This is a genomic window from Bradyrhizobium shewense (assembly GCF_900094605.1).
In the GTDB taxonomy this organism is placed as follows: domain Bacteria; phylum Pseudomonadota; class Alphaproteobacteria; order Rhizobiales; family Xanthobacteraceae; genus Bradyrhizobium; species Bradyrhizobium shewense.
Genome location: NZ_FMAI01000019.1, coordinates 32,466 through 58,076, shown reverse-complemented (window position 1 = coordinate 58,076; position 25,611 = coordinate 32,466). Strand labels below are relative to the sequence as shown.

The window sequence follows — 25,611 nt, the reverse complement described above, 5'->3', positions numbered from 1 at the left end:
CGGTCTCTGGCGGTAAAGGGCCATGCTCTCGACCCCCAGTTCCCCCTTCAGCGAAGCCTATCAGGCCCAGATCGCGTCCGGCGCGATCGAGGCCGATGCTGCGCAAGCCGAAGTCGCCGAAGCCTATGCCGCGCTGGACCTGCGGCTCGCGGACTACAAGCCGCAGCGCAAACAGGGCCTGCTCGCCCGCCTGTTCAGCAGTGACAAGGATGAGGCGCCGCGCGGGCTCTACATCCATGGCGAGGTCGGCCGCGGCAAGACCATGCTGATGGATCTGTTCTTCCAGCACGCCTCGGTCGAGCACAAGCGGCGCGCGCATTTCCACGAATTCATGGCGGACGTGCATGAGCGCATCTACGATTATCGCCAGAGCATCGCGCGCGGCGAGATCGCCGATAGCGACGTCATCGCGCTGACCGCGAACGCGATCTTCGAGGAGAGCTGGCTGCTCTGCTTCGACGAATTCCACGTCACCGACATCGCGGATGCGATGATCCTGGGACGACTGTTCGCCAAATTGTTCGAGCTCGGCACCGTCGTGGTCGCGACCTCCAACGTCGCACCCGACGATCTCTACAAGGGCGGCTTGAACCGGTCGCTGTTCCTGCCCTTCATCAAGCAGATCACCGACCACATGGACGTCGCACGGCTCGATGCGCGCACCGATTTCCGGCTGGAAAAACTTCAGGGCGTGCCGATGTGGCTGACGCCGGCGGACGCTGATGCGGACGCAGCGCTCGACCGCGCCTGGTCGCGGATGTCGGGCAGCGCCAAATGCAAGTCGCGCGACATTTCGATCAAGGGCCGCATCCTGCACGTGCCGTGCTCGGCCCATGGCGTGGCGCGGTTCTCGTTTGCCGATCTCTGCGAGAAGCCGCTGGGGGCATCGGACTACCTCAGGCTGGCGCACGACTACCACACCATCCTGGTCGACCATATTCCAGTGATGGACCAGTCCCAGCGCAACGCTGCCAAGCGCTTCATCACGCTGATCGACGCGCTCTATGACAATGCCGTGAAGCTGATGGCCTCGGCTGACGCCAACCCGATCTCGCTCTACCTGGCCCATGAGGGCACCGAGGCCATGGAGTTCAAGCGGACGGCCTCGCGCCTGATCGAGATGAGCTCGGAATCCTATCTGGCGCTGGCTCACGGCCGCAAGGATTCCACCGCAAGCGGCTCCACCAAGGGGCTGGTAGAGACTTAAGTCCTATTTCGCTAGCGCTGTCATTCCGGGGCGCGCACCAGCGCGAACCCGGAATCTTGCGCTACCATTTCGAGATTCCGGGTTCGCCCGCGCGATGGCGCGGGCGCCCCGGAATGACGGCTTAAGGTCTGCGGGCTGGAATCGCGCCAAGCCCGACAATTGGGCATCCGGCGACTTGAACGGGGGAGGCGAAAGGGATAACCACCCTCTCAGTTTTCCCCACCTTACGTGTCTAAAGGACAGGCTCACATGGCGCGCGACAAGATTGCTTTGATTGGCTCCGGTCAGATCGGCGGAACGCTGGCTCATCTCATCGGCCTGAAAGAGCTGGGCGACGTGGTGATGTTCGACATCGCCGAAGGCGTGCCGCAGGGCAAGGCGCTCGACATCGCGCAGTCCTCGCCGGTCGACGGTTTTGATGCCCACTACACCGGCGCGAACTCCTACGAGGCGCTCGACAACGCCAAGGTCTGCATCGTCACCGCCGGCGTGCCGCGCAAGCCCGGCATGAGCCGCGACGATCTTCTCTCCATCAACCTCAAGGTCATGGAGCAGGTCGGCGCCGGCATCAAGAAGTACGCCCCGGACGCCTTCGTCATCTGCATCACCAACCCGCTCGACGCGATGGTCTGGGCGCTGCAGAAGGCTTCGGGCCTGCCGCACAAGAAGGTCGTCGGCATGGCCGGCGTGCTGGATTCGGCCCGCTTCCGCTACTTCCTGGCCGACGAGTTCAACGTCTCGGTCGAGGACGTCACCGCCTTCGTGCTCGGCGGCCATGGCGACACCATGGTGCCGCTGGTGAAGTATTCCACCGTCGCCGGCATCCCGCTGCCCGACCTCGTCAAGATGGGCTGGACCTCGCAGGCGCGCCTCGACGAGATCGTCGACCGCACCCGCAACGGCGGCGCCGAGATCGTCAATCTGCTCAAGACCGGCTCGGCCTTCTACGCGCCGGCCGCCTCGGCGATCGCGATGGCCGAGAGCTATCTGCGTGACAAGAAGCGCGTGCTGCCCTCGGCTGCGTACCTCAACGGCGAATACGGCGTGAAGGACATGTATGTCGGCGTGCCCGTCGTGATCGGCTCCAAGGGCGTCGAGCGCGTCGTCGAGATCGAGCTCGCCGGCAAGGACCGCGAAGCCTTCGACAAGTCGGTCGGCGCCGTGCAGGGCCTGGTCGACGCCTGCAAGAAGATCGCCCCCGATCTTCTCGGCCGCTAAGCGCCAGCAATTCCCGCCGAAGACCGAAACCGGTCTTCGGCGGTTTCACTTCCGGGGACCGGTTGTCGGGACGGGTCCGGTTTCAGCAGTCCAGAGATCTCGAAGTCAAAGAATCCGGGTTGCAGTTCCTGTGGTATATGGTATGCCAGCCACAAGACTGAGGTGGGCCCTTGAGGTCACCGCCCGCGGGTTCAGGGAGCGACCATATGAATATCCATGAATATCAGGCCAAAGCGCTGCTCAGCGAGTTCGGCGTAGCGATCTCCAAGGGCGTGCCCGTCCTGAAGCCCTCGGATGCGGAAGCCGCCGCCAAGGCGCTGCCCGGTCCGGTCTATGTGGTGAAGAGCCAGATCCATGCCGGCGGCCGCGGCAAGGGCAAGTTCAAGGAAGCTTCCGCCGGCGACAAGGGCGGCGTCCGCATCGCCAAGTCGGCCGCAGAGGTCACCGAGTTCGCCAAGCAGATGCTCGGCGCGACCCTCGTGACGATCCAGACCGGCCCCGCCGGCAAGCAGGTCAACCGCCTCTACATCGAGGACGGCTCCGACATCGACAAGGAATTCTATCTCTCGCTCCTGGTCGACCGCGAAACCTCGCGCGTCTCGTTCGTCGTCTCGACCGAGGGTGGCGTCAACATCGAGGACGTCGCGCACAACAATCCTGAGAAGATCGTGACCTTCTCGGTCGATCCCGCCACCGGCATCATGGGCCATCACGGCCGCACGGTTGCGAATGCGCTGAAGCTCTCCGGCGATCTTGCCAAGCAGGCCGAGAAGCTCACCGCACAGCTCTACGCGGCCTTCGTCGGCAAGGATATGGCCATGCTGGAGATCAACCCGCTGGTCGTGACCAAGCAGGGCCAGCTCCGCGTCCTCGACGCCAAGGTGTCGTTCGACGACAACGCGCTGTTCCGTCACCCCGAAGTGCTCGCGCTGCGCGACGAGACCGAGGAAGACGCCAAGGAAATCGAGGCGTCCAAGTACGACCTCAACTACGTCACGCTCGACGGCAACATCGGCTGCATGGTCAACGGCGCCGGTCTTGCCATGGCGACGATGGACATCATCAAGCTCTACGGCATGGCGCCGGCGAACTTCCTCGATGTCGGCGGCAGCGCCAGCAAGGAGAAGGTCGCGGCCGCGTTCAAGATCATCACCGCCGATCCCAACGTGAAGGGCATCCTGGTCAACATCTTCGGCGGCATCATGAAGTGCGACGTGATCGCCGAGGGCGTCACCGCCGCCGTGCGCGAGGTCGGCCTCAGCGTGCCGCTGGTGGTCCGCCTCGAGGGCACCAATGTCGAGCTCGGCAAGAAGATCATCCGCGAATCCGGCCTGAACGTGGTGCCGGCCGACAATCTCGACGACGCCGCGCAGAAAATCGTGAAGGCCGTCAAGGGAGGCTAAGGCCATGGCCCAGGACCATCTCGCCGCATCATCTCCACTTCCCGAGCACGCGCGTCTTGCCGCGTTCGCCGGCGAATGGGATGGCGAAGAGGTGGTCTTCCCGTCGCGCTGGACGGCGGGCGGGCCGGCAACTTCGCACGTCGTCGCGCGCATGGACCTGAATGGATTTTGTCTGATCCAGGACGCGGTGCAGATGCGCGACGGCAAGCAGATCTTCGCCACCCATGGCATCTTCACCTACGACCGCGACGACCGGACCTACAAATTGTTCTGGTACGACTCGCTCGGCTACACGCCGCCTTCGCCCGCCTCCGGCGGGTGGGTCGGCAAGACCCTGACGCTGGTGCGCGGCTCGCTCCGCGGCAATGCGCGCCACGTCTACGAAATCATCGACGACAATTCCTACTCGTTGAAGATCCAGTTCTCGCCGGACGCGGAAGGCTGGGCCGACGTGCTCACCGGCGTCTACCGCCGCATCCACTGATCCTCTCACTCTGTTAGTTTCGCGAAAGCAGACCTCATGTCCATCCTGATCGACAAGAACACCAAGGTCATCTGCCAGGGCTTCACCGGCAAGAACGGCACCTTCCATTCGGAAGCCGCGATTGCCTATGGCACCAAGATGGTCGGCGGCACCTCGCCGGGCAAAGGCGGCGCGACGCATCTGGGCCTGCCGGTGTTCGACACCGTGCGCGATGCGCGTGAGAAGACCGGCGCCGATGCATCGGTGATCTACGTGCCGCCGCCGGGCGCGGCGGACGCGATCTGCGAAGCCATCGACGCCGAGATCCCGCTGATCGTCTGCATCACCGAGGGCATTCCCGTCATCGACATGGTGCGCGTGAAACGGTCGCTGGCCGGCTCCAAGTCGCGCCTGATCGGGCCGAACTGCCCGGGCGTCATGACCGCCGGCGAGTGCAAGATCGGCATCATGCCCGCCAACATCTTCAAGACCGGCTCGGTCGGCATCGTCTCCCGCTCGGGCACGCTGACCTATGAAGCCGTGTTCCAGACCTCCCAGGAGGGCCTCGGCCAGACCACCGCGGTCGGCATCGGCGGCGACCCGGTCAAGGGAACCGAGTTCATCGACGTCCTCGAAATGCTCCTGGCTGACCCCAAGACGGAGTCGATCATCATGATCGGCGAGATCGGCGGCTCCGCCGAGGAAGACGCCGCCCAGTTCCTCAAGGACGAGGCCAAGCGCGGCCGCAAGAAGCCGATGGTCGGCTTCATCGCGGGCGTCACGGCCCCTCCCGGCCGCCGCATGGGCCATGCCGGCGCGATCATCTCGGGCGGCAAGGGCGACGCCGGTTCCAAGACCGAGGCGATGAAATCCGCAGGGATTACAGTGTCCCCGTCACCCGCCCGCCTCGGCCATACGCTTGCCGAAAAGTTGAAAGGCTAATTCACTTCTTCGTACTTTTCCGGGCGAAGTTTCGCAGCAAATAGGGTAAAGGGTGCCTGTCGCGCCGAGCCTCTGCCGGGGAGCTCGGTGCCAGCGCCGTTTGTTATGCGCGAACCGAAATCGCCAGGAACTCCAGTATGTCTCGCCAGGACGCGAACGCAGCCTTTGCCCTGTCATCCTTTTTGCAGGGCACCAACGCCACCTACATCGACGAAATCTACGCCCGCTACGAGAAGGACCCGTCCTCGGTCGACGCCGAGTGGCAGGAGTTCTTCAAGAGCCTCAACGACCACCCCGGTGACATCAGCAAGAACGCCGAGGGTCCGTCCTGGGAGCGCGCCAACTGGCCGCTGACCCCACAGGACGACCTGACCTCCGCCCTCGACGGCAACTGGGCCGAGGTCGAGAAGGCGGTCGGTGCCAAGATCGCGGCCAAAGCGCAGGCCAAGGGGGGTGACAAGGGCGCCGGTCTCTCCTCCGCCGATCTGCTCCAGGCGACGCGCGACTCCGTCCGCGCCCTGATGCTGATCCGCTCCTACCGCATGCGCGGTCACTTCCATGCCAAGCTCGATCCGCTCGGCATCGAAGCCCAGCGCAACCGTGAAGAGCTCGATCCGCGTACCTACGGCTTCAGCGAAGCCGATTTCGACCGCAAGATCTTCCTCGATCACGTGCTCGGCCTCGAATACGGCACGCTGCGCGAGATTACCGCGATCTGCGAGCGCACCTACTGCCAGACGCTCGGCGTCGAGTTCATGCACATCAGCAACGCCGCGCAGAAGGCCTGGATCCAGGAGCGCATCGAGGGTCCGGACAAGGAGATCTCGTTTACCCGCGAAGGTCGCCGCGCCATCCTGATGAAGCTGGTCGAGGCCGAGGGCTTCGAGAAATTCTGCGACACCAAGTTCACCGGCACCAAGCGCTTCGGTCTCGACGGCGCCGAATCGCTGATCCCGGCGCTCGAGCAGATCATCAAGCGCGGCGGCAATCTCGGCGTGAAGGAGATCGTGCTGGGCATGCCGCATCGCGGCCGCCTCAACGTGCTGACGCAGGTGATGGGCAAGGCGCACCGCGCCCTGTTCCACGAATTCAAGGGCGGCTCCGCCAACCCCGACGCGGTCGAAGGCTCGGGCGACGTCAAATATCACCTCGGCGCGTCCTCGGACCGCGAGTTCGACGGCAACCGCATCCATCTGTCGCTGACCGCCAACCCCTCGCATCTCGAGATCGTCGATCCCGTGGTGCTCGGCAAGGTCCGCGCCAAGCAGGACCAGCATGGCGATCCGCCCGACATGCGTATCTCGGTGCTGCCGCTCCTGATGCACGGCGACGCGGCGTTCGCCGGCCAGGGCGTGGTCGCTGAATGCTTCGGCCTGTCCGACCTGAAGGGCTACCGCACCGGCGGCTCCGTGCACTTCATCGTCAACAACCAGATCGGCTTCACCACCTATCCGCGCTACTCGCGCTCCTCGCCCTATCCGTCCGACGTGGCGAAGATGATCGACGCGCCGATCTTCCATGTGAACGGCGACGATCCGGAAGCCGTGGTGTTCGCGGCCAAGGTCGCGATCGAATTCCGGCAGAAATTCCACAAGCCCGTCGTCATCGACATGTGGTGCTATCGCCGCTACGGCCACAATGAGGGTGACGAGCCGGCATTCACTCAGCCGGTGATGTACAAGCGGATCGCGGCCCATGCCTCGACCCTCACCCTCTACTCCAGGCGCCTGATCGCCGAAGGCGTGGTCACTGAGGGTGAAGTCGACAAGCTGAAGGCCGACTGGCGCGCGCGGCTCGACGCCGAGTTCGAGGCCGGCACCTCCTACAAGCCGAACAAGGCCGACTGGCTTGACGGCAAGTGGTCCGGCTTCAAGATCGCCGATCAGGAAGAGGATGCGCGGCGCGGCGTCACCGGCGTTGATCTTCCTGTTCTCAAGGACATCGGCCGCAAGATCACCAAGGTGCCGGATGGTTTCCGCGTTCACCGCACCATCCAGCGCTTCCTCGACAACCGCGCCAAGGCGATCGACGGCAACGCGGGCATCGACTGGGCGACCGGCGAGGCGCTGGCGTTCTGCACGCTGCTCCAGGAAAACCACCACGTCCGCCTGTCCGGACAGGATTCGGAGCGCGGCACCTTCTCGCAGCGCCACTCGGTCCTGATCGACCAGGAGGACGAGAGCCGCTACACGCCGTTCAACCATCTCGGCAACGAGCAGGGCCATTACGAGGTCATCAACTCGCTGCTGTCGGAAGAAGCCGTGCTCGGCTTCGAATACGGCTACTCGCTCGCCGAGCCGAACACGCTGACTCTCTGGGAAGCCCAGTTCGGCGACTTCGCCAACGGCGCGCAGGTCGTGTTCGACCAGTTCATCTCCTCGGGCGAGCGCAAATGGCTGCGCATGTCCGGCCTCGTCTGCCTCCTGCCGCACGGCTATGAGGGCCAGGGACCGGAGCACTCCTCGGCGCGCCTCGAGCGTTACCTGCAGATGTGCGCCGAAGACAACATGCAGGTGGTCTACCCGACCACGCCGGCGAACTACTTCCACGTGCTGCGTCGGCAGCTTCATCGCGAGATCCGCAAGCCGCTGATCGTAATGACGCCCAAGTCGCTGCTGCGTCACAAGCGGGCGGTGTCGCGCATCGAGGAGCTGGCGAAGGACACGTCCTTCCACCGCATCCTCTATGATGACGCCCAGATGCTGCCGAACGAGGCGATCAAGCTCGTTCCGGACGAGAAGGTCCGCCGCATCGTGCTGTGCTCCGGCAAGGTCTATTACGACCTCTACGAGGAGCGCGAGAAGCGCGGCATCGACGACATCTATCTGATGCGCGTCGAGCAGCTCTATCCGGTGCCGCTGAAGGCGCTGGTGGCCGAGCTGTCGCGCTTCAAGAAGGCCGAGATGGTGTGGTGCCAGGAAGAGCCCCGCAACATGGGTGCCTGGCACTTCATCGAGCCCTATCTGGAATGGGTGCTGAACCAGGTGAACGGCGCGAGCCGGCGTCCGCGTTATGTCGGCCGCGCCGCTTCCGCTGCGACCGCCACTGGTCTGATGTCCAAGCATCAGGCGCAGCTGAAGGCGTTCCTGGACGAAGCACTGAGCTGAACTTTTTTAACTGCGTCATGCCCCGCTCGGAAGAGCGGGGCATCCAGTAGGTCGCGACTGCGAACGTCCCGGCTCGCTGGATGGCTTGCTTTTCGCTGGCCGTGACATCCGGAATTCATGACCGCACCGGCGATCCCTTAAGGAAAAGACCATGACTGAAATTCGTGTGCCGACGCTCGGCGAATCCGTCACCGAGGCCACCATCGGCCGCTGGTTCAAGAAGGCCGGCGACCCCGTCGCCGTCGACGAGCCCTTGGTGGAGCTCGAGACCGACAAGGTCACCATCGAGGTCCCGGCGCCCTCCGCCGGCACGCTGAGCGAGATCATCGCCGCCGATGGCGCGACCGTCGCGGTCGGCGCGCTGCTGGGACAGATCACGGAAGGCGCCGCAGGCGCTGCCAAGCCCGCCGCCGCGCCCGCCAAGCCCGCCGCTGCCGCTGCTGCTTCCGCGCCGGCTCCGGCCGCGAAGGCGCCGCCGGCCGACGCACCGCTCGCCCCGTCCGTGCGCAAGCTCTCGGCTGAGACCGGCGTCGATGCCTCGACCGTTCCGGGCTCCGGCAAGGACGGCCGCGTCACCAAGGGCGACATGCTCGCCGCGATCGAGCGTGCGGCCTCCGCGCCGACCCCGGTCAACCAGCCCGCCGCCGCCGTGCAGGTGCGCGCGCCCTCGCCGGCCGATGACGCCGCGCGCGAAGAGCGGGTCAAGATGACCCGCCTGCGCCAGACCATCGCGCGCCGCCTCAAGGACGTCCAGAACACCGCGGCCATGCTGACGACCTTCAACGAGGTCGACATGACCAACGTGATGGCGCTGCGCGCCCACTACAAGGATGCGTTCGAGAAGAAGCACGGCTCCAAGCTCGGCTTCATGGGCTTCTTCACCAAGGCCGTGGTGCAGGCGCTGAAGGACATCCCGGCCGTCAACGCCGAGATCGACGGCACCGATTTGATCTACAAGAACTACTACCACATCGGCGTCGCCGTCGGCACCGACAAGGGCCTCGTCGTGCCCGTGGTGCGCGACTGCGACCACAAGTCGATCGCCGACATCGAGAAGGGCATCGCCGATTTCGGTCGCCGCGCCCGTGACGGCCAGCTCAAGATCGACGAGATGCAGGGCGGCACCTTCACCATCACCAATGGCGGCATCTACGGCTCGTTGATGTCGACCCCGATCCTGAACGCGCCGCAGTCCGGCATCCTCGGCATGCACAAGATCCAGGAGCGGCCGATGGTCGTCGGCGGCAAGATCGAGGTCCGCCCGATGATGTATCTGGCGCTGTCCTATGATCACCGCGTCATCGACGGCAAGGAAGCCGTCACCTTCCTGGTTCGCGTCAAGGAGAGCCTGGAAGATCCGGCGCGCCTGGTGCTGGATCTCTGATCCCTGAAGCTCTGCGAGCGCCGTCGCCATTCGCGACGGCGCGTGTCGAACCATGGAGGCGCGCGTGACCGATAAAGTCGTTGTCATCACCGGCGGCAGCCGCGGCATCGGGCGGGCGACCGCGATTGCGGCGGCCGCGCGCGGCTTCCGCGTCGTGGTCGGCTATGCCAGCAACAAGAAGGCCGCCGACGAGGTGGTCGCGCTGATCGAGGCCAGCAATGGCAAGGCGATCGCGGTGAAATGCGATGTCGCCGAGGAAGGCGACATCCTCGAGCTGTTCAAGGAAGCCGACAAATTCGGCACGTTAGGGGCGCTCGTCAACAATGGCGGCATCGTCGGCCAGAGCGGCGTGCGGGTCGACGAGATGTCGGCCGAGCGCATCCAGCGCGTGATGGCCGTCAACGTCACCGGCTCCATCCTCTGCGCGCGCGAAGCGGTAAAGCGGATGTCGACCAAGCACGGCGGCAAGGGCGGCGTCATCGTCAATCTGTCGTCGGTCGCCGCCAAGCTCGGCTCGCCCAACACCTATGTCGATTATGCCGCGTCCAAGGGCGCGGTGGATTCCTTCACCATCGGTCTCGGCCATGAAGTCGCAGCCGAAGGCATCCGCGTCGCCGCGATCCGTCCCGGCCTGATCGACACCGAAATCCACGCCGCTGGCGGCGAGCCCGACCGCGCCCATCGCCTGGCCCATCTGGTGCCGATGAAGCGCGTCGGCACATCGGATGAAATCGCCAATGCCATCGTCTGGTTGCTGTCGGACGAGGCTTCCTATGTCACCAGCGCCATCCTCGATGTCTCGGGTGGGCGTTGAATGCCTGCGAATGAATTCCGCGAAGATATGTTCGAAGATCTGAAAGGATTTCTCGCGCGGATTCCGGGCACCACGGTGGATGCGCACCATCTCTTTCCGAATGAACGCTGGTGCATCAATCTCACCATCGACATCGATGATCCCTTGGCGTGTGGTTCAAGAACTCGGCTCGATACTCAACAATCTGTCGGTGACCGAAAAATTGCCGACGCTGTTCAAGCCGATGTCATCGCCGCCCTACCTGAACGGCGGTCCACGCGACTATCTGTACTGGCTGATCGAAGCGACAGGCGCAGTGTCGCCGCGCTATCTTCGGCAGTTGCTCGAGGGACGGATGCCTCGGCCTGTCGACGATCGATCGCGATGGCTCAACCCCGATGAATAGACGTGACGGAGACTCCATGACCTATGACCTCGTTGTGATCGGCACCGGACCGGGCGGTTATGTCTGCGCGGTGCGCGCAGCCCAGCTCGGCATGAAAGTCGCCGTGGTCGAAAAGAACGCTACCCTCGGCGGCACCTGCCTCAATGTCGGCTGCATGCCGTCGAAGGCGCTGCTGCACGCGTCCGAGATGTTCGAGGAAGCCGGGCACTCCTTCGCCAAGATGGGCGTGTCGGTCTCCTCGCCGAAGCTCGATCTTCCCGCGATGATGAACTTCAAGCAGCAGGGCATCGACGGCAACGTCAAGGGTGTCGAGTTCCTGATGAAGAAGAACAAGATCGACGTGCTCAAGGGCACCGGCAAGATCTTGGGGACCGGCAAGGTCGCGGTCTCCGCCGACGGCAAGTCGCAGACGATCGAAACGAAGAACATCGTGATCGCGACCGGTTCGGACATCGCGCGCCTCAAGGGCATCGAGATCGACGAGAAGCGCATCGTGTCCTCGACTGGCGCGCTGTCGCTCGACAAGGTGCCCGGCAAGCTCTTGATCGTCGGCGCCGGCGTGATCGGCCTCGAGCTCGGCTCTGTCTGGCATCGTCTCGGTGCCGAGGTCGTCGTCGTCGAATTCCTGGATCGCATCCTGCCCGGCATGGACGGCGAGATCGCCAAGCAATTCCAGCGCATCCTGGAAAAGCAGGGCTTTGCGTTCAAGCTTGGCGCCAAGGTCACCGCCGTCGACAGCTCAGGCAAGACGCTGAAGGCGACGATCGAGCCCGCCGCCGGCGGCGCCGCCGAGACGCTCGAAGCCGACGTCGTTCTGGTCTGCATCGGCCGCGTCCCCTACACCGACGCGCTTGGCCTGAAGGAAGCCGGCGTCGCGCTGGACAATCGCGGCCGCGTGCAGATCGATCCGCATTTCGCCACCAGCCTGAAGGGCGTCTATGCCATCGGCGACGTCGTCGCTGGGCCCATGCTCGCGCACAAGGCCGAGGACGAAGGCGTGGCGGTGGCCGAGATCATCGCCGGCCAGGCCGGCCACGTGAACTACGACGTGATCCCAGGCGTCGTGTATACCACCCCGGAAGTGTCCTGCGTCGGCAAGACCGAGGAGGAGCTGAAGCAGGCGGGCGTGGCTTATACGGTCGGGAAGTTTCCCTTTACCGCCAACGGCCGCTCCAAGGTCAACCAGACCACTGACGGCTTTGTGAAGATTCTCGCAGATGCGAAGACCGATCGCGTGCTCGGCGTGCACATTATCGGCCGCGAAGCCGGTGAAATGATCCATGAAGCGTGCGTTCTCATGGAGTTTGGCGGCAGTGCGGAAGATCTCGCGCGCACCTGCCACGCGCATCCGACCCGCTCGGAGGCCATCAAGGAAGCCGCGCTTGCAGTCGGCAAGCGGGCCATCCATATGTAGCCAAGCGCCCAGCGCCTAATCGGGCGGGAAACACATGCTGCGCCGCCTTCTTCAACCGGTCTGGGTCCTGCTCGCGATCGTTTTCCTGATCGAAGCCTGGCTGTGGGACCATCTCGAGCCGATCGTTGCGCGGGTTGTCGCAGCCGTCCCGCTCGCACGTTTCAAGCAATGGCTGACGGAGCGCGTCGATGCGCTGTCGCCGGCCATGACGCTGATCGTGTTCGCTGTGCCTGTGATCCCGCTGTTTCCGCTCAAGCTGGTCGGCCTGTGGCTGCTCACGCATGAATATTGGACCAGCGCGGTCTTCACGATCGTTTTCGCGAAGCTGCTCGGCGTCGGCGTCACCGCCTTCGTGTTCGACGTCACGCGCGACAAGCTTTTGGAGATGCACTGGTTCGAGCGGATCTACGATCTGGTGATGAAGGTCCGCGCCAAGGCCGCCGAGCTGGTCGATCCGATCAAGCGCCGCATCCGCGAGCTGATCGCCGGCAACGGTGAAGGCTGGTCGTCACGCACGCTGCGTCTGATCCAGCGTTTTCGCAAGAGCGTGCACCAGGCGCGGTAGCTGCCCGCACATTCAGTCTCTCACCGTCACCCCCGCGCAACCGCGAAGCGGTTGTCGCTGGAGGTGGCCGCTTCTTCAGCGGCCCTCGAAGGGCGACGGCCCGGCTGCAGCTCGGCCGTTCATCCTTCGAGGCTCCGGGCGCAGTGCTGATGCACTGCGCTCCTCGCACCTCAGGATGACGGAGTTGGTGCAACGCTGCTGCGCCAATTAATGCAAATGCACCAGGTGCGGCCACCACAGGCCAAGGCTGGTCATGAGCAGGCCGGCGAGCGTCAGGATGCCGGCGACATAGGCCAGCGCGATCATGCCGGTGATGATGGTGGCCGAGGCCAGCACGATGCCGATCTGGAAGGCGGCCGAAGCCAGCTCGAAGTGATGGTATTTCGCAGTCGCCTCGTCGCGCTCGTGCTCGGCATGCTTGGCCTTCTCGGCGAGCTGCTCGGTGCCTTCGCCGGTCTCCGGTTCGGAGCGGTAGCGCTGCGCGGTCTTGGTCCAGTCGTCGACCTGTTTCTGCACCGCGGCCTTCGCGGCGTCGTCGGTGGCGGAGCCGAGCGTGAGCTTGCCCTGCTCGGCCGCGGTGATCACCACGGTGCGGCGGATGCTCTTGGCCTGGAAGAACGCCCAGAGATTGGCGGCCTCGACGTTCTTGCTGATGGATTCGGTCTGGGCGCCCTTGCCGAGCGTCTCCGAGATCGCCAGGAACAGCGCCAGCACGGCGATCAGGAGCGCGATCTTCTTGTTCGAGCCGGACGCGTGTTCGGCGTGCTCGGCGTGCTCCATGCTTTCATGTGCGCTCATCAGTCTCTCCTGCCTCGGTTCCGCAACGATTGACCGAACCGCGCGGCCCGCGCAAGAGGCAAGGCAGTTATGACGTCAGTGTGTCAGCGCCAATTCGTCAGCGTCTTGGATGCGCGCTGGCATAGACTTCCAGCAGGCGTTCGGAATCGATGCCGGTGTAGATCTGCGTGGTCGAGAGCGAGGAATGGCCGAGCAATTCCTGGATGGCGCGTAAGTCCCCGCCGCGTGACAGCAGATGCGTGGCGAAGGAATGGCGCAGCGCGTGCGGCGTCGCGCTGTCGGGCAGGCCGAGTGCGCCGCGCAGCCGCTCCATCGCGAGCTGAATGATGCGTGGGCTCAAGGGACCGCCGCGCGCGCCGACGAAGATCGGGCCTTCGGCGGGCAGTGGATAAGGGCACATCGCGACGTATTCCTGAACGAGCTCGAGCACGTTCTGCAGCACCGGCACCATGCGGGTCTTGTTGCCCTTGCCGGTCACGATCAGCACGTCGCCCTCGCCGGGACGCGGCACCTCGCGGCGCTTCAGGCCGAGCGCCTCCGAGATGCGGAGCCCCGAGCCGTACAAGAGCGCCATCACCGCGGCATCGCGCGCCAGGATCCAGGTCTCGCGATCCTCGCCGGCACGCTCGTCGGCATCGGCAAGGCGCTTGGCCGATGCCATCGGCAGCGGCTTCGGCAAGGTCTTGGCCACCTTCGGCGCGCGGATCGCCGAGAGTGCGCCGACCTTGCCCTTGCCTTCGCGCTCGAGGAAGCGGCCGAAGGAGCGCAGCCCGGCCAGCGCGCGCATCAGGCTGCGGCCGGCAATGTCATCGGCGCGGCGCATCGCCATGAAGGCGCGGACGTCAGTGGCCTCCAGCGCCGCGAAGCGCTTCAGCGTCACGCGTTCGCCCCAATGGCTGCAAAGGAAATCCAGGCACTGCCGCAAGTCGCGGCCATAGGCTTCCAGCGTCTTCGGCGACAACCGCCGCTCGGCGCCGAGATGCGACAGCCAGCGCGTCATCTCCTGCGCGATCGAGGGATCGGCGCTGGCGAGCTCGAGAGGTGGGGCGACGGCTTTGCTCATGCGCACTGGACGTGGTGATTCCACTCAGTATATCGCATCACACCCGTTTATCGTTCGCTAAGGCCGCCTCAGGGCGCTAGCCTTGAGGCCCCCGGTTCCGATTCTTCGTTCATGGATCACACCTCGCGCAGCACCACCGCCCCCACCAACGCGACCGGCATGGTCGACGTGCTGGTGCCGGTCGCGCTCGACCAGACCTATTCCTACAAGGTGCCGCGCGGCATGGAGCTGAAGGCGGGCGATCTCGTCGCCGTGCCGCTCGGGCCGCGCGAGGTGCTGGCCGTGGTCTGGGGAGAGAACGCCAATCCCGATCCGCGCCTGCACAACCGTCTCAAGGAGGTCAACGAGAAGCTCGATATCCCGCCGCTCAAGCCCGAGCTGCGGTCCGTGGTCGACTGGGTCGCCAATTACACGCTGAGCCCACGCGGCATGGTACTGCGCATGTGCCTGCGGATGGGCGAGAATCTCGGCCCCGAGCGGGTGCGCCCCGGCGTGCGCCTGGTCGGCGACCCGCCGAAAAGGCTGACGCCGGCACGGCAGCGCGTGATCGAGGTGCTGTCGGACCGGCTGCTGCACGGCAAGTCTGAAGCCGCCAAGGAAGCCGGCGTCTCCTCGGGAGTGATCGACGGGCTCGTCGACGAAGGCACGCTCACGGTTGAGCCGATGCCGCCGCCTCCGCCGCCGCCCGTGCCCGATCCGGATTTCGGCCGGCCGGATTTTACCCCGCTGCAGCGCGCGGCCGTCGACACGATGCGGGCGCTCGCGGCCAACGGCACCTTCCACGTCGCATTGCTCGACGGCGTCACCGGCTCCGGCAAGACCGAGGTCTATTTCGAGGCGATCGCGGAGGCCATCCGCCGCGGCAGGCAATCGCTGATCCTGATGCCGGAGATCGCGCTCACCGGCCAGTTCCTCGATCGATTCGCGCAACGCTTCGGCGTGCGGCCGATCGAATGGCATTCCGAGCTGACGCCGCGCACCCGCGCGCGCAACTGGGCGGCGATCTCGGGAGGGAGCGCGCCGGTCGTGGTCGGCGCGCGCTCGGCGCTGTTTCTCCCCTACGCCAATCTCGGCCTGATCGTCGTCGATGAAGAGCACGACCAGGCCTACAAGCAGGACGAGGGCGTGCATTATCACGCCCGCGACATGGCGGTGGTGCGCGCGCATATCGCCAAGATCCCGGTCGTGCTGGCCTCGGCGACGCCGTCGGTCGAGTCCGAGGTCAACGCGCGGAAGAACCGCTATCAGCGCATCGCGCTGCCCTCGCGCTTCGGCGGCCAGCACATGCCGCATATCGAGGCCATCGACATGCGCCGCGAGCCGCCGGCGCGCGGGCGTTTCATCTCGCCGCGGCTGGCCGGTGAGATCAGAAAAGCGATCGAGAAGCGCGAGCAGGCGCTGCTGTTCCTCAATCGCCGCGGCTATGCGCCGCTGACGCTGTGCCGCGGCTGCGGCCACCGCTTCGCCTGCACCATCTGCGATGCCTGGCTGGTCGATCACCGCTTCCGTCAGCGCCTGGTCTGCCATCATTGCGGCTTCTCGATGCCGCGGCCGCATCTCTGTCCGAATTGCTCGGCCGAGGAATCGCTGGTCGCGGTCGGCCCCGGCGTCGAACGCCTGCAGGAGGAGGCGGCGGCGCTGTTCCCGCAAGCGCGCACCATGGTGCTGTCGAGCGATCTCATCACCTCGATCGAGACGATGCGCTCGGAGCTTGCCGAGATCGCGGAGGGCCGGGTCGACATCATCATCGGCACGCAGCTCGTCGCCAAGGGCCACAATTTCCCGCGGCTCAATCTGGTCGGCGTGGTCGATGCGGATCTGGGCCTCAGCAACGGCGATCCGCGTGCGGCGGAACGCACCTGGCAATTGCTCAACCAGGTGATCGGACGCGCCGGGCGGGAGCAGGGCCGCGGCGTCGGCTATCTCCAGACCCACCAGCCCGATCATCCCGTGATGAAGGCGCTGATCGCCTGCGACCGCGAGGCCTTTTACGACAGCGAGATCGATCTGCGCGAGCGCACGCTGTATCCGCCGTTCGGCCGGCTCGCCAGCCTGATCATCTCCGCCGGCGACCGCCCGAGCGCCGAAGGCCTTGGCCGCCGCCTCGTCGCGCTCGCCCCGCGCGACGAGCGCGTGGTGGTGCTCGGACCGGCGGAAGCGCCGCTCGCCGTGATCAAGGGCCGCTACCGCTTCCGCATCCTGGTGAAATCCGCGCGCGGCTTCGATCTCTCGGACTATTTGCGCAATTGGCTCGCGGTCTGCCCGAAGCCGACGGGCAATCAGAAGCTCGAAGTCGACGTCGATCCGCAGAGCTTTTTGTAGGAGCTGAGCTCTCCTCTCGTGCCCCGGGCCCAGCGCAGCGTCTCTTTGACGGTGCGCTGCAGAGCCGGGGCCCATGTCGCAAAGGAACCCGCGGCTTCTGGGTCCCGGCTCTGCGCCGCAACGCCAAGCGGCGTTGCAGCTTGTCCGGGACACCAGCGGCGATGATGGCCATAAAAAAAGCCCGCGGTCCCCCAAGACCGCGGGCTTGTTTCATGCGCGCATCAAACTGATGAAAACTGCGCGCGCTCGATGGACGCTTTATCGCGCCTTAGGAGACGACTTCCGCGGTGACGCGGCCGACGCCGCGACCCGTGAGGCCGATGGCGCGGGCAGCGCCCGTGGAGAGGTCGAGAACCCGGCCGCGAATGAACGGGCCACGGTCATTGATGGTGACGACGACGCTCGAGCCGCCGTGGGTGACGCGCAGCTTGGTGCCGAACGGCAGCGAACGGTGCGCCGCGGTCATAGCATTCTGGTTGAAGCGCTGGCCCGAGGCCGTGCGGCTGCCGGACTCGTTGCCGTAAAAGGAGGCCATGCCGGAGAAGCTGTGACCCGTGCCCGAGGTCGGCGTCATCGACGCATTGGCGTTGCGCCAATCGGAGGTCGCGTTGGTATCGGTCTGAGCGTGGTGGCGGTGATGATGATGCCGGTGATGCCGGGATTTGGCGGAAGCTTCGGTGGCAGTTCCACCGATGAGAAGAGTTGCGGCAATGAAAGCGATCGCCGTGCGCGGCCGGGTCACAAAGCCCAGCGTCTTCAAAGACAGCATTTAGTGGTCCCTAAGCTAGTATTGCCACACATGTGGCTAGTGGAGCCCCCATCAGTTTGTGAGCGGGTTGGCGTTTCGATTCCTAATGAGGCGTGAATTGGGCAGTAAATCCATTCTGTGTCGTCATGAAATATCTTGTTACCGTGACCAGATATTCAGCCGATGTTCCGTAATCTTCGCTTTTAACGATTTGTTAACCTATATAATACTGCTAAATACTGTAAAAACGAAGTCATCATCTTGAGCATTTAGAATTGGGTAAGTATTCGGCGAGTGGAGCTGGCGAGGCCGGAATCACGCCTCAGCGATCCGTGTTCATGGCCGCTATGCGCTGAGAGCAGGAACCAACAAGGCGAGACACGGCAGAGCCCCCGCGACAATTCCGTGACGCGGCACCTCGTCACCATGTCCTTGCTCAAGTCTCTGATACGGTCGTCGGATCAGGTGGTGATCGATGCATCCCGCGTGCGACGAACTGGCGACAGAACCTCATGCCTTTAATTTGGCGTCATGTTGCACCTGCGCGCCTGCTATGTTAGCAAAGCCGCGATTTTAACGGATCCGGCACGTCCCGTGCCGGCCGGAAATCGAAGTCCCGCTTGAATTCCAAGGGCTTGGATCGCTTGGCGCCGCTTTGTGGCGACGGTTTTTCCCTTGCGAGTTTGACAGCAAAAAGAGCGCGTCTGTGGCTGCAGAAGATACGTCCGTTTCAGGTGTGTCCGGCCGTTATGCAACGGCCTTGTTTGAACTGGCCCGCGACCAGAAAGTGGTCGATGAGGTCAAAGCCGATCTCGAGAAATTCGAGGCCATGCTGAACGAGAGCGCCGATCTTAAGCGCCTCGTCCGCAGTCCGGTTTTCGCGGCCGATGCCCAGTCCAAGGCCCTTTCGGCCGTGCTGGCCAAGGCCGGCATCGCCGGCATCTCCGCCAATTTCCTGAAAGTCCTGACCGCCAATCGCCGCCTGTTCGCGGTGGTCGATGTCATTCGCGCCTACCGGGCCCTGGTCGCCAGGTTCAAGGGCGAGGTGACGGCCGACGTCACCGTGGCGGAAACGCTTTCGGACAAGAATCTCGACGCCCTCAAGGTTGCCCTGAAGTCGGTGACCGGTAAGGACGTCGCGCTCAACGTGAATGTCGATCCCTCGATCATCGGTGGCCTCGTCGTCAAGCTCGGCAGCCGCATGATTGATAGTTCGCTTCGCACCAAACTCAATTCGATCAAGCACGCGATGAAAGAGGCAGGCTGATGGACATCCGCGCCGCGGAAATTTCCGCGATCCTCAAGGACCAGATCAAGAATTTCGGCCAGGAAGCTGAAGTCTCCGAAGTCGGACAGGTGCTGTCCGTCGGCGACGGTATCGCTCGCGTCTACGGTCTGGACAACGTCCAGGCCGGCGAAATGGTCGAGTTCGAGAACGGCACCCGCGGCATGGCGCTGAACCTCGAAACCGACAACGTCGGCGTCGTGATCTTCGGCGGCGACCGTGAGATCAAGGAAGGCCAGACCGTCAAGCGCACCCGCGCCATCGTGGACGCGCCGGTCGGCAAGGGCCTGCTCGGCCGCGTCGTCGACGCGCTCGGCAATCCGATCGACGGCAAGGGCCCGATCCAGGCCGACAAGCGCATGCGCGTCGACGTCAAGGCGCCCGGCATCATTCCGCGCAAGTCGGTGAGCGAGCCGATGGCGACCGGCCTCAAGGCGATCGACGCCCTGATCCCGATCGGCCGCGGCCAGCGCGAGCTGATCATCGGCGACCGTCAGACCGGCAAGACCGCGATCGCGCTCGACACCATCCTGAACCAGAAGCCGCTCAACGCGCAGCCCGACGAGAACATCAAGCTGTACTGCGTCTACGTCGCGGTCGGCCAGAAGCGCTCGACGGTTGCCCAGTTCGTGAAGGTGCTGGAAGAGCAGGGCGCGCTCGAATATTCGATCGTCGTCGCCGCCACCGCGTCGGATCCGGCGCCGATGCAGTACATCGCGCCGTTCACCGCCTGCACCATGGGCGAGTTCTTCCGCGACAACGGCATGCACGCGGTCATCATCTATGACGATCTGTCCAAGCAGGCCGTCGCCTACCGCCAGATGTCGCTGCTGCTGCGCCGCCCGCCGGGCCGCGAAGCCTATCCGGGCGACGTGTTCTACCTGCATTCCCGTCTGCTCGAGCGCGCGGCCAAGCTCAGCAAGGATCACGGCTCGGGCTCGCTGACCGCACTGCCGGTCATCGAAACCCAGGCCAACGACGTGTCGGCCTACATTCCGACCAACGTCATCTCGATCACCGACGGCCAGATCTTCCTGGAAACCGACCTGTTCTTCCAGGGCATCCGTCCCGCGGTGAACGTCGGTCTGTCGGTGTCGCGCGTCGGCTCCTCGGCGCAGACCAAGGCCACCAAGAAGGTTGCCGGCAAGATCAAGGGCGAGCTCGCGCAGTACCGCGAAATGGCGGCGTTCGCGCAGTTCGGCTCCGACTTGGACGCCTCGACCCAGCGCCTGCTGAACCGCGGCTCCCGCCTGACCGAGCTCCTGAAGCAGCCGCAGTTCGCGCCGTTGAAGATGGAAGAGCAGGTCTGCGTGATCTGGGCCGGCACCAACGGCTATCTCGATCCGCTCCCGGTCAACAAGGTGCGCGCGTTCGAGGACGGCCTGCTGTCGCTGCTGCGCGGCAAGAACGTCGAGATCCTCAATTCGATCCGCGACACCCGCGACCTCTCCGACGACGTGGCTGCCAAGCTGAAGTCGGTGGTCGAAGGTTTTGCGAAGAGCTTCGCTTAAGCGTCGTCATGGCCGGGTCTTCCGGCCATGATCGCTTCGCGAGAGGCAAGACAATAAGAAGCGTGCCCGGCGCCCGGCCGGGCATTGCGATCGGGACAGGCTAGCGGTCCGACGTATCAGTCGAACCGCCGGGGTGAACGAAGAATGGCGTCACTTAAAGACATGCGCGTGCGCATCGCCTCCACCAAGGCGACGCAAAAGATCACCAAGGCCATGCAGATGGTCGCTGCGTCCAGGTTGCGCCGCGCCCAGCAGGCGGCCGAAGCTGCGCGCCCCTATGCCGACAAGATGAGCGCGGTGATCTCCAACATCGCCAGCGCTGCCGCCGGTTCGCCCGGCGCGCCGGCGCTGCTTGCCGGCACCGGCAGGGACCAGGTCCACCTGCTGCTGGTCTGCACCGGCGAGCGCGGCCTGTCCGGTGCCTTCAACTCCTCGATCGTGCGCCTCGCGCGCGATCGTGCCCTGGCGCTGATGGCGCAGGGCAAGGAAGTCAAATTCTTCTGCGTCGGCCGCAAGGGCTATGAGCAGCTCCGCCGCCAGTTCGACAAGCAGATCGTCGAGCATCTCGACCTGCGCAGCGTTCGTCAGCTCGGTTTCGTCAACGCCGAGGACATCGCCAGGAAGGTGCTGGCCCGTTTCGAGAACGGCGAGTTCGACGTTTGCACACTGTTCTACGCGCAGTTCAAGTCGGTGATCGCCCAGATCCCGACCGCGCAGCAGATCATTCCGCTGGTCGTGGAAGAGAAGGCGGCGAACGCGCCGTCGACGTCCTACGAATATGAGCCGGAGGAGGACGAACTCCTTTCGGGCCTGCTGCCGCGCAACATCGCGGTGCAGATCTTCCGCGCGCTGCTGGAGAACAACGCTTCATTCTACGGCGCGCAGATGAGCTCGATGGACAACGCCACCCGCAACGCCGGCGAAATGATCCGCAAGCAAACCCAGATCTACAACCGAACCCGTCAAGCCCAGATCACCAAGGAGCTGATCGAGATCATCTCCGGCGCCGAGGCGGTCTGACGCACGAACTCAACGACGGTCGTTCAAGTAAAGAATTTCGAAGGAGAGCTTCATGGCTACAGCAGCTAACCCGGTCGGTCGCGTCACCCAGGTCATGGGCGCCGTCGTCGACGTACAGTTCGAGGGCCACCTCCCGGCCATTCTCAATTCGCTGGAAACCAAGAACGGCAACATCCGCCTCGTGCTGGAAGTTGCGCAGCATCTCGGTGAGTCCACCGTGCGCACGATCGCGATGGACGTGACCGAAGGTCTGGTGCGCGGCCAGGAAGTGACCGACACCGGCCTGCCGATCCGCGTTCCCGTCGGCGAAGGCACGCTCGGCCGCATCATCAACGTCATCGGCGAGCCGATCGACGAAGCCGGCCCGGTCAACGCCGAAAGCCTGCGCCCCATCCATCAGGACGCGCCGAGCTACACCGACCAGTCGACCGAAGCTGAAATTCTGGTCACCGGCATCAAGGTCGTCGATCTCCTGGCTCCGTATGCAAAGGGCGGCAAGATCGGCCTGTTCGGCGGCGCCGGCGTCGGCAAGACCGTGCTGATTCAGGAGTTGATCAACAACGTCGCGAAGGCGCACGGCGGTTACTCCGTGTTCGCCGGCGTCGGCGAGCGTACCCGCGAGGGCAACGACCTCTATCACGAGTTCATCGAATCCAAGGTCAACGCCGATCCGAAGAATCCGGATCCGAGCGTCAAGTCGAAGTGCGCGCTGGTGTTCGGCCAGATGAACGAGCCGCCCGGCGCCCGCGCCCGCGTCGCGCTCACGGGTCTGACCATCGCGGAAGACTTCCGCGACAAGGGCCAGGACGTGCTGTTCTTCGTCGACAACATCTTCCGCTTCACCCAGGCCGGCTCGGAAGTGTCGGCGCTGCTCGGCCGTATTCCTTCGGCGGTGGGTTATCAGCCGACGCTCGCCACCGACATGGGCGCGCTGCAGGAGCGCATCACCACCACGCAGAAGGGTTCGATCACCTCGGTGCAGGCCATCTACGTTCCGGCCGACGACTTGACCGACCCGGCGCCCGCGACCTCGTTCGCGCATCTTGACGCGACCACCACGCTGTCGCGCTCGATCGCCGAAAAGGGCATCTATCCCGCGGTGGATCCGCTCGACTCGACCTCGCGCATGCTCTCCCCGCTGGTCGTCGGCGAGGAGCACTACGCGGTTGCCCGTCAGGTCCAGCAGGTGCTGCAGCGCTACAAGGCGCTCCAGGACATCATCGCCATTCTCGGCATGGACGAGCTTTCGGAAGAGGACAAGCTGACGGTGGCGCGCGCCCGCAAGGTCGAGCGCTTCATGTCGCAGCCGTTCCACGTCGCCGAAATCTTCACGGGTTCACCCGGCAAGTTCGTCGAGCTCGCCGACACCATCAAGGGCTTCAAGGGCCTGGTGGAAGGCAAGTACGACCATCTGCCCGAAGCGGCCTTCTACATGGTCGGCACCATCGAAGAAGCCGTCGAGAAGGGCAAGAAGCTGGCGGCGGAAGCCGCCTAAGCTGGCGAATAGCGAATAGGGAGTGGCGAATAGCTGCTCCCTGTTTCAACCACTCGCCATTCGCTACTCACCATTCGCAGGTTTGTTATGGCCACCTTCCACTTCGATCTCGTCTCTCCGGAAAAGCTCGCATTCTCGGGCGAGGTCGATCAGGTCGACATCCCCGGCGTCGAGGGTGATTTCGGCGTGCTGGCAGGGCATGCGCCGGTCGTGGCTGCGATCCGTCCGGGCATCCTCACCATCACCACCGGCGGCCGCCATGAGAAGGTCATCGTCCTCGGCGGTCTCGCCGAAGTCTCCGAAAAGGGCCTGACCGTGCTCGCCGATGTCGCGACGTCGCTGGCCGAGCTCGACCGCGCCCAGTTCGCGGCGACGATCTCGGAGATGGAAGAGGGGCTGAAGGAGCATGAAGGCGGCGAGCTCGATCAGGCGATCGAGCGGCTCGACCACTTCAAGAGCATCCAGCAGCAGCTCAACTCGACGGCTATGCACTAAGCCCCGGGGTACCGCTCCGGGGCTCGAACGAGAATCCTGCAAGACATTCCCTGACCAAGTGCAGCGCTCGTCACACCCGTGGCGGGCGCTGAAACTTTGTTGCACCCCGCCGCCGATAACGGCATTCTGCCTTGCGAATTTGTTCCCGGGGCGGGTCGCAGATGAAACGCAAGATCGCAGCGATTTTCGCAGCCGATATTGCCGGCTACTCGAGACTGGTCGCGGAAGACGAGGAGGAGACGCTCCGGCGGCTCGCCTCCTATCGCGAGGTCGTCGACGATTTCATCGCGAGGGCCGGCGGGCGCATCTTCAATACGGCGGGCGATGCCGTGCTCGCGGAATTCCCGAGCGCGGTCGATGCGGTGCGCTGCGCGATCGACATCCAGGAATCCTTGCGAACCCGCAACATGGCCTATCCGCCGAGCCGGCAGATGTCGTTCCGCATCGGCATCACCATTGGCGATGTAGTCGAGCGCGACGGCGATCTGCTCGGCGATGGCGTCAACATCGCGGCCCGGCTGGAGGGTCTCGCCGAGGTCGGCGGCATCTGCGTCTCGCGCGCGGTGCATGAGCAGGTCGCCAACAAGCTCTCGGTGCAGTTCGCCGATATCGGCGCGCAGGAGGTCAAGAACATCCCGACGCCGGTTCATGCCTACATGGTGGCGATGCGGCGCGAGGACGGCAGCTATAGCAAGCCGCAGCTGAAGAAGGCGGGCTCAAAGCTCGCCACGGCGCCGGTGTGGATGTGGCCGCTGGTGGTCGCAATCGTCTCGATCGTCGCCATCGGGGTCACCGGCTTCCTCTACAACACCAAGCTCAAGCAGACCGCTAATGTCGCAGCGACCCCGGCTGCAGCCGCAAGCGCGGCGCCGAGCCCCGCGCCGACCCAACTGGCCAAAGCGCCGATGTCGCCGATGGCGCCGCAAAATGCCGCCGCTGCGATGGCACCGATGCCTGCGCCGTCACCATTGGCCGCGCCGATGGCCGGCAAGTTTGCGGCCGACAGCGTGCCCTTCATCAACGAGCGCGTCCGCAACTACCTTGCCGGCGACTATTCCACGGCCGGCGACCACAAGGCCTTCGCGCTCAATGTCGGCGGCTTCACCGGCTCGGCCCTCAACCAGCCGAACGAGGAGGCCGCGCGCAACACTGCGATCGAGCAGTGCCAGAAGCGCGCCGATGCCGCGCAATCGCCGCGGCGCTGCGAGCTCTATGCGGTCGGCAACAACGTCGTCTACGCGCACGGCAAGCCGCCGATGCCGCCGTCTCCCTATTTCCGGCATGACGCCATGACCGAGCGGACCTTCGCATCGAAGGATTTTCCGATGGTGCGCGATCCGCAAAAGGTCCGGCTCGAGAACATGTTCGTGCCGGCGGCGAAATCCCGCTCGGTCGCGCTCGGCCCGGGCGGACAATATTTCATGGTGCTCGGCGCATTGTCGCCGGAGGACGCGGCGCGGCGCTCTGGAATCGTGCGGCGCGATTGCCGGCGTGGCGTGCCTCGTGGTCGCGATCGACGACAATTTCGTCGTGCCGATCCCGACGCTGTTCAGGATCACCGGTTTCTTCAATGCCGCCTCCAACGCCTCGATCGTGGCGGACGCGCGCGGCGAGGTCGTGCGCAAGCTCGGTGACGCCATGGGCTGGAACGCGGTTGCCGTCGGCACCGCGGGCCGCCCGGGCCTCGGCCTCAAGGCCGCCGACGAGCAGGCCGCGGTCTCTTCCGCGCTCGCCGACTGCGCCAAGCGCGACAGCGACTGCCACGTCATCGCACTCGGCCCGTTCACGGTGGGACCGATTAATTAGGGTGATGCGATAAAGGCCCCACTGGCGCGCCGACACAGGAGCGTTCCCTCCCCCCTTGTGGGGGAGGGTTAGGGAGAGGGGTAGCCCAACAAAAGGTGCCGATCGTTGAATGCGCGGAGGTACGCGCGCGCCGGAGAGAATCCCCGTGTGGCACCCCCCTCCCTGC

General features: G+C 64.7%; 20 protein-coding genes and 1 pseudogene. 18 read left to right on the top strand and 3 right to left on the bottom strand.

The window, feature by feature from the left end; translation table 11 throughout:
- Nucleotides 1-22: 22 nt before the first annotated feature.
- The 11 genes from zapE to GA0061098_RS29825 all read left to right on the top strand — a co-directional run bounded on the left by zapE (nt 23) and on the right by GA0061098_RS29825 (nt 12,902).
- Nucleotides 23-1,207, top strand: coding sequence for a cell division protein ZapE (gene zapE, locus GA0061098_RS29875; protein WP_091964949.1), 1,185 nt, complete (start codon nt 23-25; stop codon nt 1,205-1,207).
- 249 nt (nt 1,208-1,456) lie between these two features.
- The gene (gene mdh, locus GA0061098_RS29870) at nt 1,457-2,425 is read left to right on the top strand and encodes a malate dehydrogenase (protein WP_008145224.1); all 969 of its coding nucleotides are present in this window, start codon (nt 1,457-1,459) and stop codon (nt 2,423-2,425) included.
- A gap of 206 nt (nt 2,426-2,631) precedes the next feature.
- On the top strand, nt 2,632-3,828 hold the full coding sequence (gene sucC, locus GA0061098_RS29865) for an ADP-forming succinate--CoA ligase subunit beta (protein WP_091964947.1): 1,197 nt from the start codon (nt 2,632-2,634) through the stop codon (nt 3,826-3,828).
- A 4-nt stretch (nt 3,829-3,832) separates the two neighbouring features.
- Entirely contained in the window at nt 3,833-4,312 is a 480-nt protein-coding gene (locus tag GA0061098_RS29860; protein WP_091964945.1) for a DUF1579 family protein, read from the top strand.
- Between the two features lie 36 nt (nt 4,313-4,348).
- Nucleotides 4,349-5,233 (top strand): succinate--CoA ligase subunit alpha, encoded by an 885-nt coding sequence (gene sucD / locus GA0061098_RS29855; RefSeq protein ID WP_091964944.1) that lies wholly within the window; start codon nt 4,349-4,351, stop codon nt 5,231-5,233.
- Nucleotides 5,234-5,370: 137 nt separating this feature from the next.
- Nucleotides 5,371-8,340 carry a 2-oxoglutarate dehydrogenase E1 component gene (locus tag GA0061098_RS29850; protein WP_091964942.1) on the top strand — a complete coding sequence of 990 codons (2,970 nt, stop codon included), beginning with the start codon at nt 5,371-5,373 and terminating at the stop codon, nt 8,338-8,340.
- Between the two features lie 151 nt (nt 8,341-8,491).
- Nucleotides 8,492-9,724 carry a 2-oxoglutarate dehydrogenase complex dihydrolipoyllysine-residue succinyltransferase gene (gene odhB, locus GA0061098_RS29845; RefSeq protein WP_091964940.1) on the top strand — a complete coding sequence of 411 codons (1,233 nt, stop codon included), beginning with the start codon at nt 8,492-8,494 and terminating at the stop codon, nt 9,722-9,724.
- A 52-nt stretch (nt 9,725-9,776) separates the two neighbouring features.
- Nucleotides 9,777-10,538, top strand: a complete 762-nt coding sequence (locus GA0061098_RS29840) for an SDR family oxidoreductase (protein WP_091964938.1) — start codon at nt 9,777-9,779, stop codon at nt 10,536-10,538.
- Nucleotides 10,539-10,617: 79 nt separating this feature from the next.
- Nucleotides 10,618-10,923 carry a hypothetical protein gene (locus GA0061098_RS44140; RefSeq protein ID WP_165637689.1) on the top strand — a complete coding sequence of 102 codons (306 nt, stop codon included), beginning with the start codon at nt 10,618-10,620 and terminating at the stop codon, nt 10,921-10,923.
- 16 nt (nt 10,924-10,939) lie between these two features.
- Complete coding sequence (lpdA, locus tag GA0061098_RS29830; RefSeq protein WP_091964934.1) at nt 10,940-12,337, top strand: dihydrolipoyl dehydrogenase; 1,398 nt, start codon at nt 10,940-10,942, stop codon at nt 12,335-12,337.
- A 34-nt stretch (nt 12,338-12,371) separates the two neighbouring features.
- Complete coding sequence (locus GA0061098_RS29825) at nt 12,372-12,902, top strand: hypothetical protein (RefSeq protein WP_091964932.1); 531 nt, start codon at nt 12,372-12,374, stop codon at nt 12,900-12,902.
- 207 nt (nt 12,903-13,109) lie between these two features.
- Here the strand turns inward: GA0061098_RS29825 and GA0061098_RS29820 are convergent, their stop codons facing one another.
- Nucleotides 13,110-13,700 carry a DUF4337 domain-containing protein gene (locus tag GA0061098_RS29820; protein ID WP_091964931.1) on the bottom strand — a complete coding sequence of 197 codons (591 nt, stop codon included), beginning with the start codon at nt 13,698-13,700 and terminating at the stop codon, nt 13,110-13,112.
- A gap of 97 nt (nt 13,701-13,797) precedes the next feature.
- Entirely contained in the window at nt 13,798-14,763 is a 966-nt protein-coding gene (locus GA0061098_RS29815; protein WP_091964929.1) for a tyrosine recombinase XerC, read from the bottom strand.
- A 111-nt stretch (nt 14,764-14,874) separates the two neighbouring features.
- Between GA0061098_RS29815 and GA0061098_RS29810 the strand changes: the two genes are divergently transcribed.
- Nucleotides 14,875-17,085 carry a primosomal protein N' gene (locus GA0061098_RS29810; protein WP_028139210.1) on the top strand — a complete coding sequence of 737 codons (2,211 nt, stop codon included), beginning with the start codon at nt 14,875-14,877 and terminating at the stop codon, nt 17,083-17,085.
- Nucleotides 17,086-17,353: 268 nt separating this feature from the next.
- Here GA0061098_RS29810 and GA0061098_RS29805 read toward each other — a convergent pair whose 3' ends face one another.
- Nucleotides 17,354-17,854 (bottom strand): septal ring lytic transglycosylase RlpA family protein, encoded by a 501-nt coding sequence (locus GA0061098_RS29805; RefSeq protein WP_018318860.1) that lies wholly within the window; start codon nt 17,852-17,854, stop codon nt 17,354-17,356.
- Between the two features lie 685 nt (nt 17,855-18,539).
- Here GA0061098_RS29805 and GA0061098_RS29800 point away from each other — a divergent pair.
- The 6 genes and pseudogenes from GA0061098_RS29800 to GA0061098_RS29775 all read left to right on the top strand — a co-directional run bounded on the left by GA0061098_RS29800 (nt 18,540) and on the right by GA0061098_RS29775 (nt 25,445).
- Entirely contained in the window at nt 18,540-19,100 is a 561-nt protein-coding gene (locus GA0061098_RS29800; protein WP_018318859.1) for a F0F1 ATP synthase subunit delta, read from the top strand.
- Nucleotides 19,100-20,629: a F0F1 ATP synthase subunit alpha gene (atpA, locus tag GA0061098_RS29795; RefSeq protein WP_028139207.1), complete on the top strand. Its 1,530-nt coding sequence runs from the start codon at nt 19,100-19,102 to the stop codon at nt 20,627-20,629. Before GA0061098_RS29800 ends, atpA begins: the two co-directional genes overlap by 1 nt.
- Nucleotides 20,630-20,773: 144 nt before the next feature.
- The gene (locus GA0061098_RS29790) at nt 20,774-21,649 is read left to right on the top strand and encodes a F0F1 ATP synthase subunit gamma (protein ID WP_091964927.1); all 876 of its coding nucleotides are present in this window, start codon (nt 20,774-20,776) and stop codon (nt 21,647-21,649) included.
- Between the two features lie 52 nt (nt 21,650-21,701).
- Nucleotides 21,702-23,144: a F0F1 ATP synthase subunit beta gene (gene atpD / locus GA0061098_RS29785; protein ID WP_028139206.1), complete on the top strand. Its 1,443-nt coding sequence runs from the start codon at nt 21,702-21,704 to the stop codon at nt 23,142-23,144.
- Between the two features lie 87 nt (nt 23,145-23,231).
- Nucleotides 23,232-23,639, top strand: a complete 408-nt coding sequence (locus GA0061098_RS29780) for a F0F1 ATP synthase subunit epsilon (RefSeq protein ID WP_091964925.1) — start codon at nt 23,232-23,234, stop codon at nt 23,637-23,639.
- Nucleotides 23,640-23,800: 161 nt separating this feature from the next.
- Nucleotides 23,801-25,445, top strand: a pseudogene (locus tag GA0061098_RS29775) (adenylate/guanylate cyclase domain-containing protein).
- Nucleotides 25,446-25,611 lie beyond the last annotated feature (166 nt).

Coding starts and splice junctions, on each gene's coding strand:
- GA0061098_RS29860 (WP_091964945.1), top strand. CDS start 3,833: ATGGCCCAGGACCATCTCGCCGCATCATCTCCACTTCCCGAGCACGCG.
- sucD (WP_091964944.1), top strand. CDS start 4,349: ATGTCCATCCTGATCGACAAGAACACCAAGGTCATCTGCCAGGGCTTC.
- GA0061098_RS29780 (WP_091964925.1), top strand. CDS start 23,232: ATGGCCACCTTCCACTTCGATCTCGTCTCTCCGGAAAAGCTCGCATTC.
- atpA (WP_028139207.1), top strand. CDS start 19,100: ATGGACATCCGCGCCGCGGAAATTTCCGCGATCCTCAAGGACCAGATC.
- odhB (WP_091964940.1), top strand. CDS start 8,492: ATGACTGAAATTCGTGTGCCGACGCTCGGCGAATCCGTCACCGAGGCC.
- GA0061098_RS29825 (WP_091964932.1), top strand. CDS start 12,372: ATGCTGCGCCGCCTTCTTCAACCGGTCTGGGTCCTGCTCGCGATCGTT.
- lpdA (WP_091964934.1), top strand. CDS start 10,940: ATGACCTATGACCTCGTTGTGATCGGCACCGGACCGGGCGGTTATGTC.
- GA0061098_RS29840 (WP_091964938.1), top strand. CDS start 9,777: ATGGAGGCGCGCGTGACCGATAAAGTCGTTGTCATCACCGGCGGCAGC.
- mdh (WP_008145224.1), top strand. CDS start 1,457: ATGGCGCGCGACAAGATTGCTTTGATTGGCTCCGGTCAGATCGGCGGA.
- zapE (WP_091964949.1), top strand. CDS start 23: ATGCTCTCGACCCCCAGTTCCCCCTTCAGCGAAGCCTATCAGGCCCAG.
- GA0061098_RS29820 (WP_091964931.1), bottom strand. CDS start 13,700: ATGAGCGCACATGAAAGCATGGAGCACGCCGAGCACGCCGAACACGCG.
- sucC (WP_091964947.1), top strand. CDS start 2,632: ATGAATATCCATGAATATCAGGCCAAAGCGCTGCTCAGCGAGTTCGGC.
- GA0061098_RS29815 (WP_091964929.1), bottom strand. CDS start 14,763: ATGAGCAAAGCCGTCGCCCCACCTCTCGAGCTCGCCAGCGCCGATCCC.
- GA0061098_RS44140 (WP_165637689.1), top strand. CDS start 10,618: ATGCGCACCATCTCTTTCCGAATGAACGCTGGTGCATCAATCTCACCA.
- GA0061098_RS29850 (WP_091964942.1), top strand. CDS start 5,371: ATGTCTCGCCAGGACGCGAACGCAGCCTTTGCCCTGTCATCCTTTTTG.
- GA0061098_RS29790 (WP_091964927.1), top strand. CDS start 20,774: ATGGCGTCACTTAAAGACATGCGCGTGCGCATCGCCTCCACCAAGGCG.
- GA0061098_RS29810 (WP_028139210.1), top strand. CDS start 14,875: ATGGATCACACCTCGCGCAGCACCACCGCCCCCACCAACGCGACCGGC.
- atpD (WP_028139206.1), top strand. CDS start 21,702: ATGGCTACAGCAGCTAACCCGGTCGGTCGCGTCACCCAGGTCATGGGC.
- GA0061098_RS29805 (WP_018318860.1), bottom strand. CDS start 17,854: ATGCTGTCTTTGAAGACGCTGGGCTTTGTGACCCGGCCGCGCACGGCG.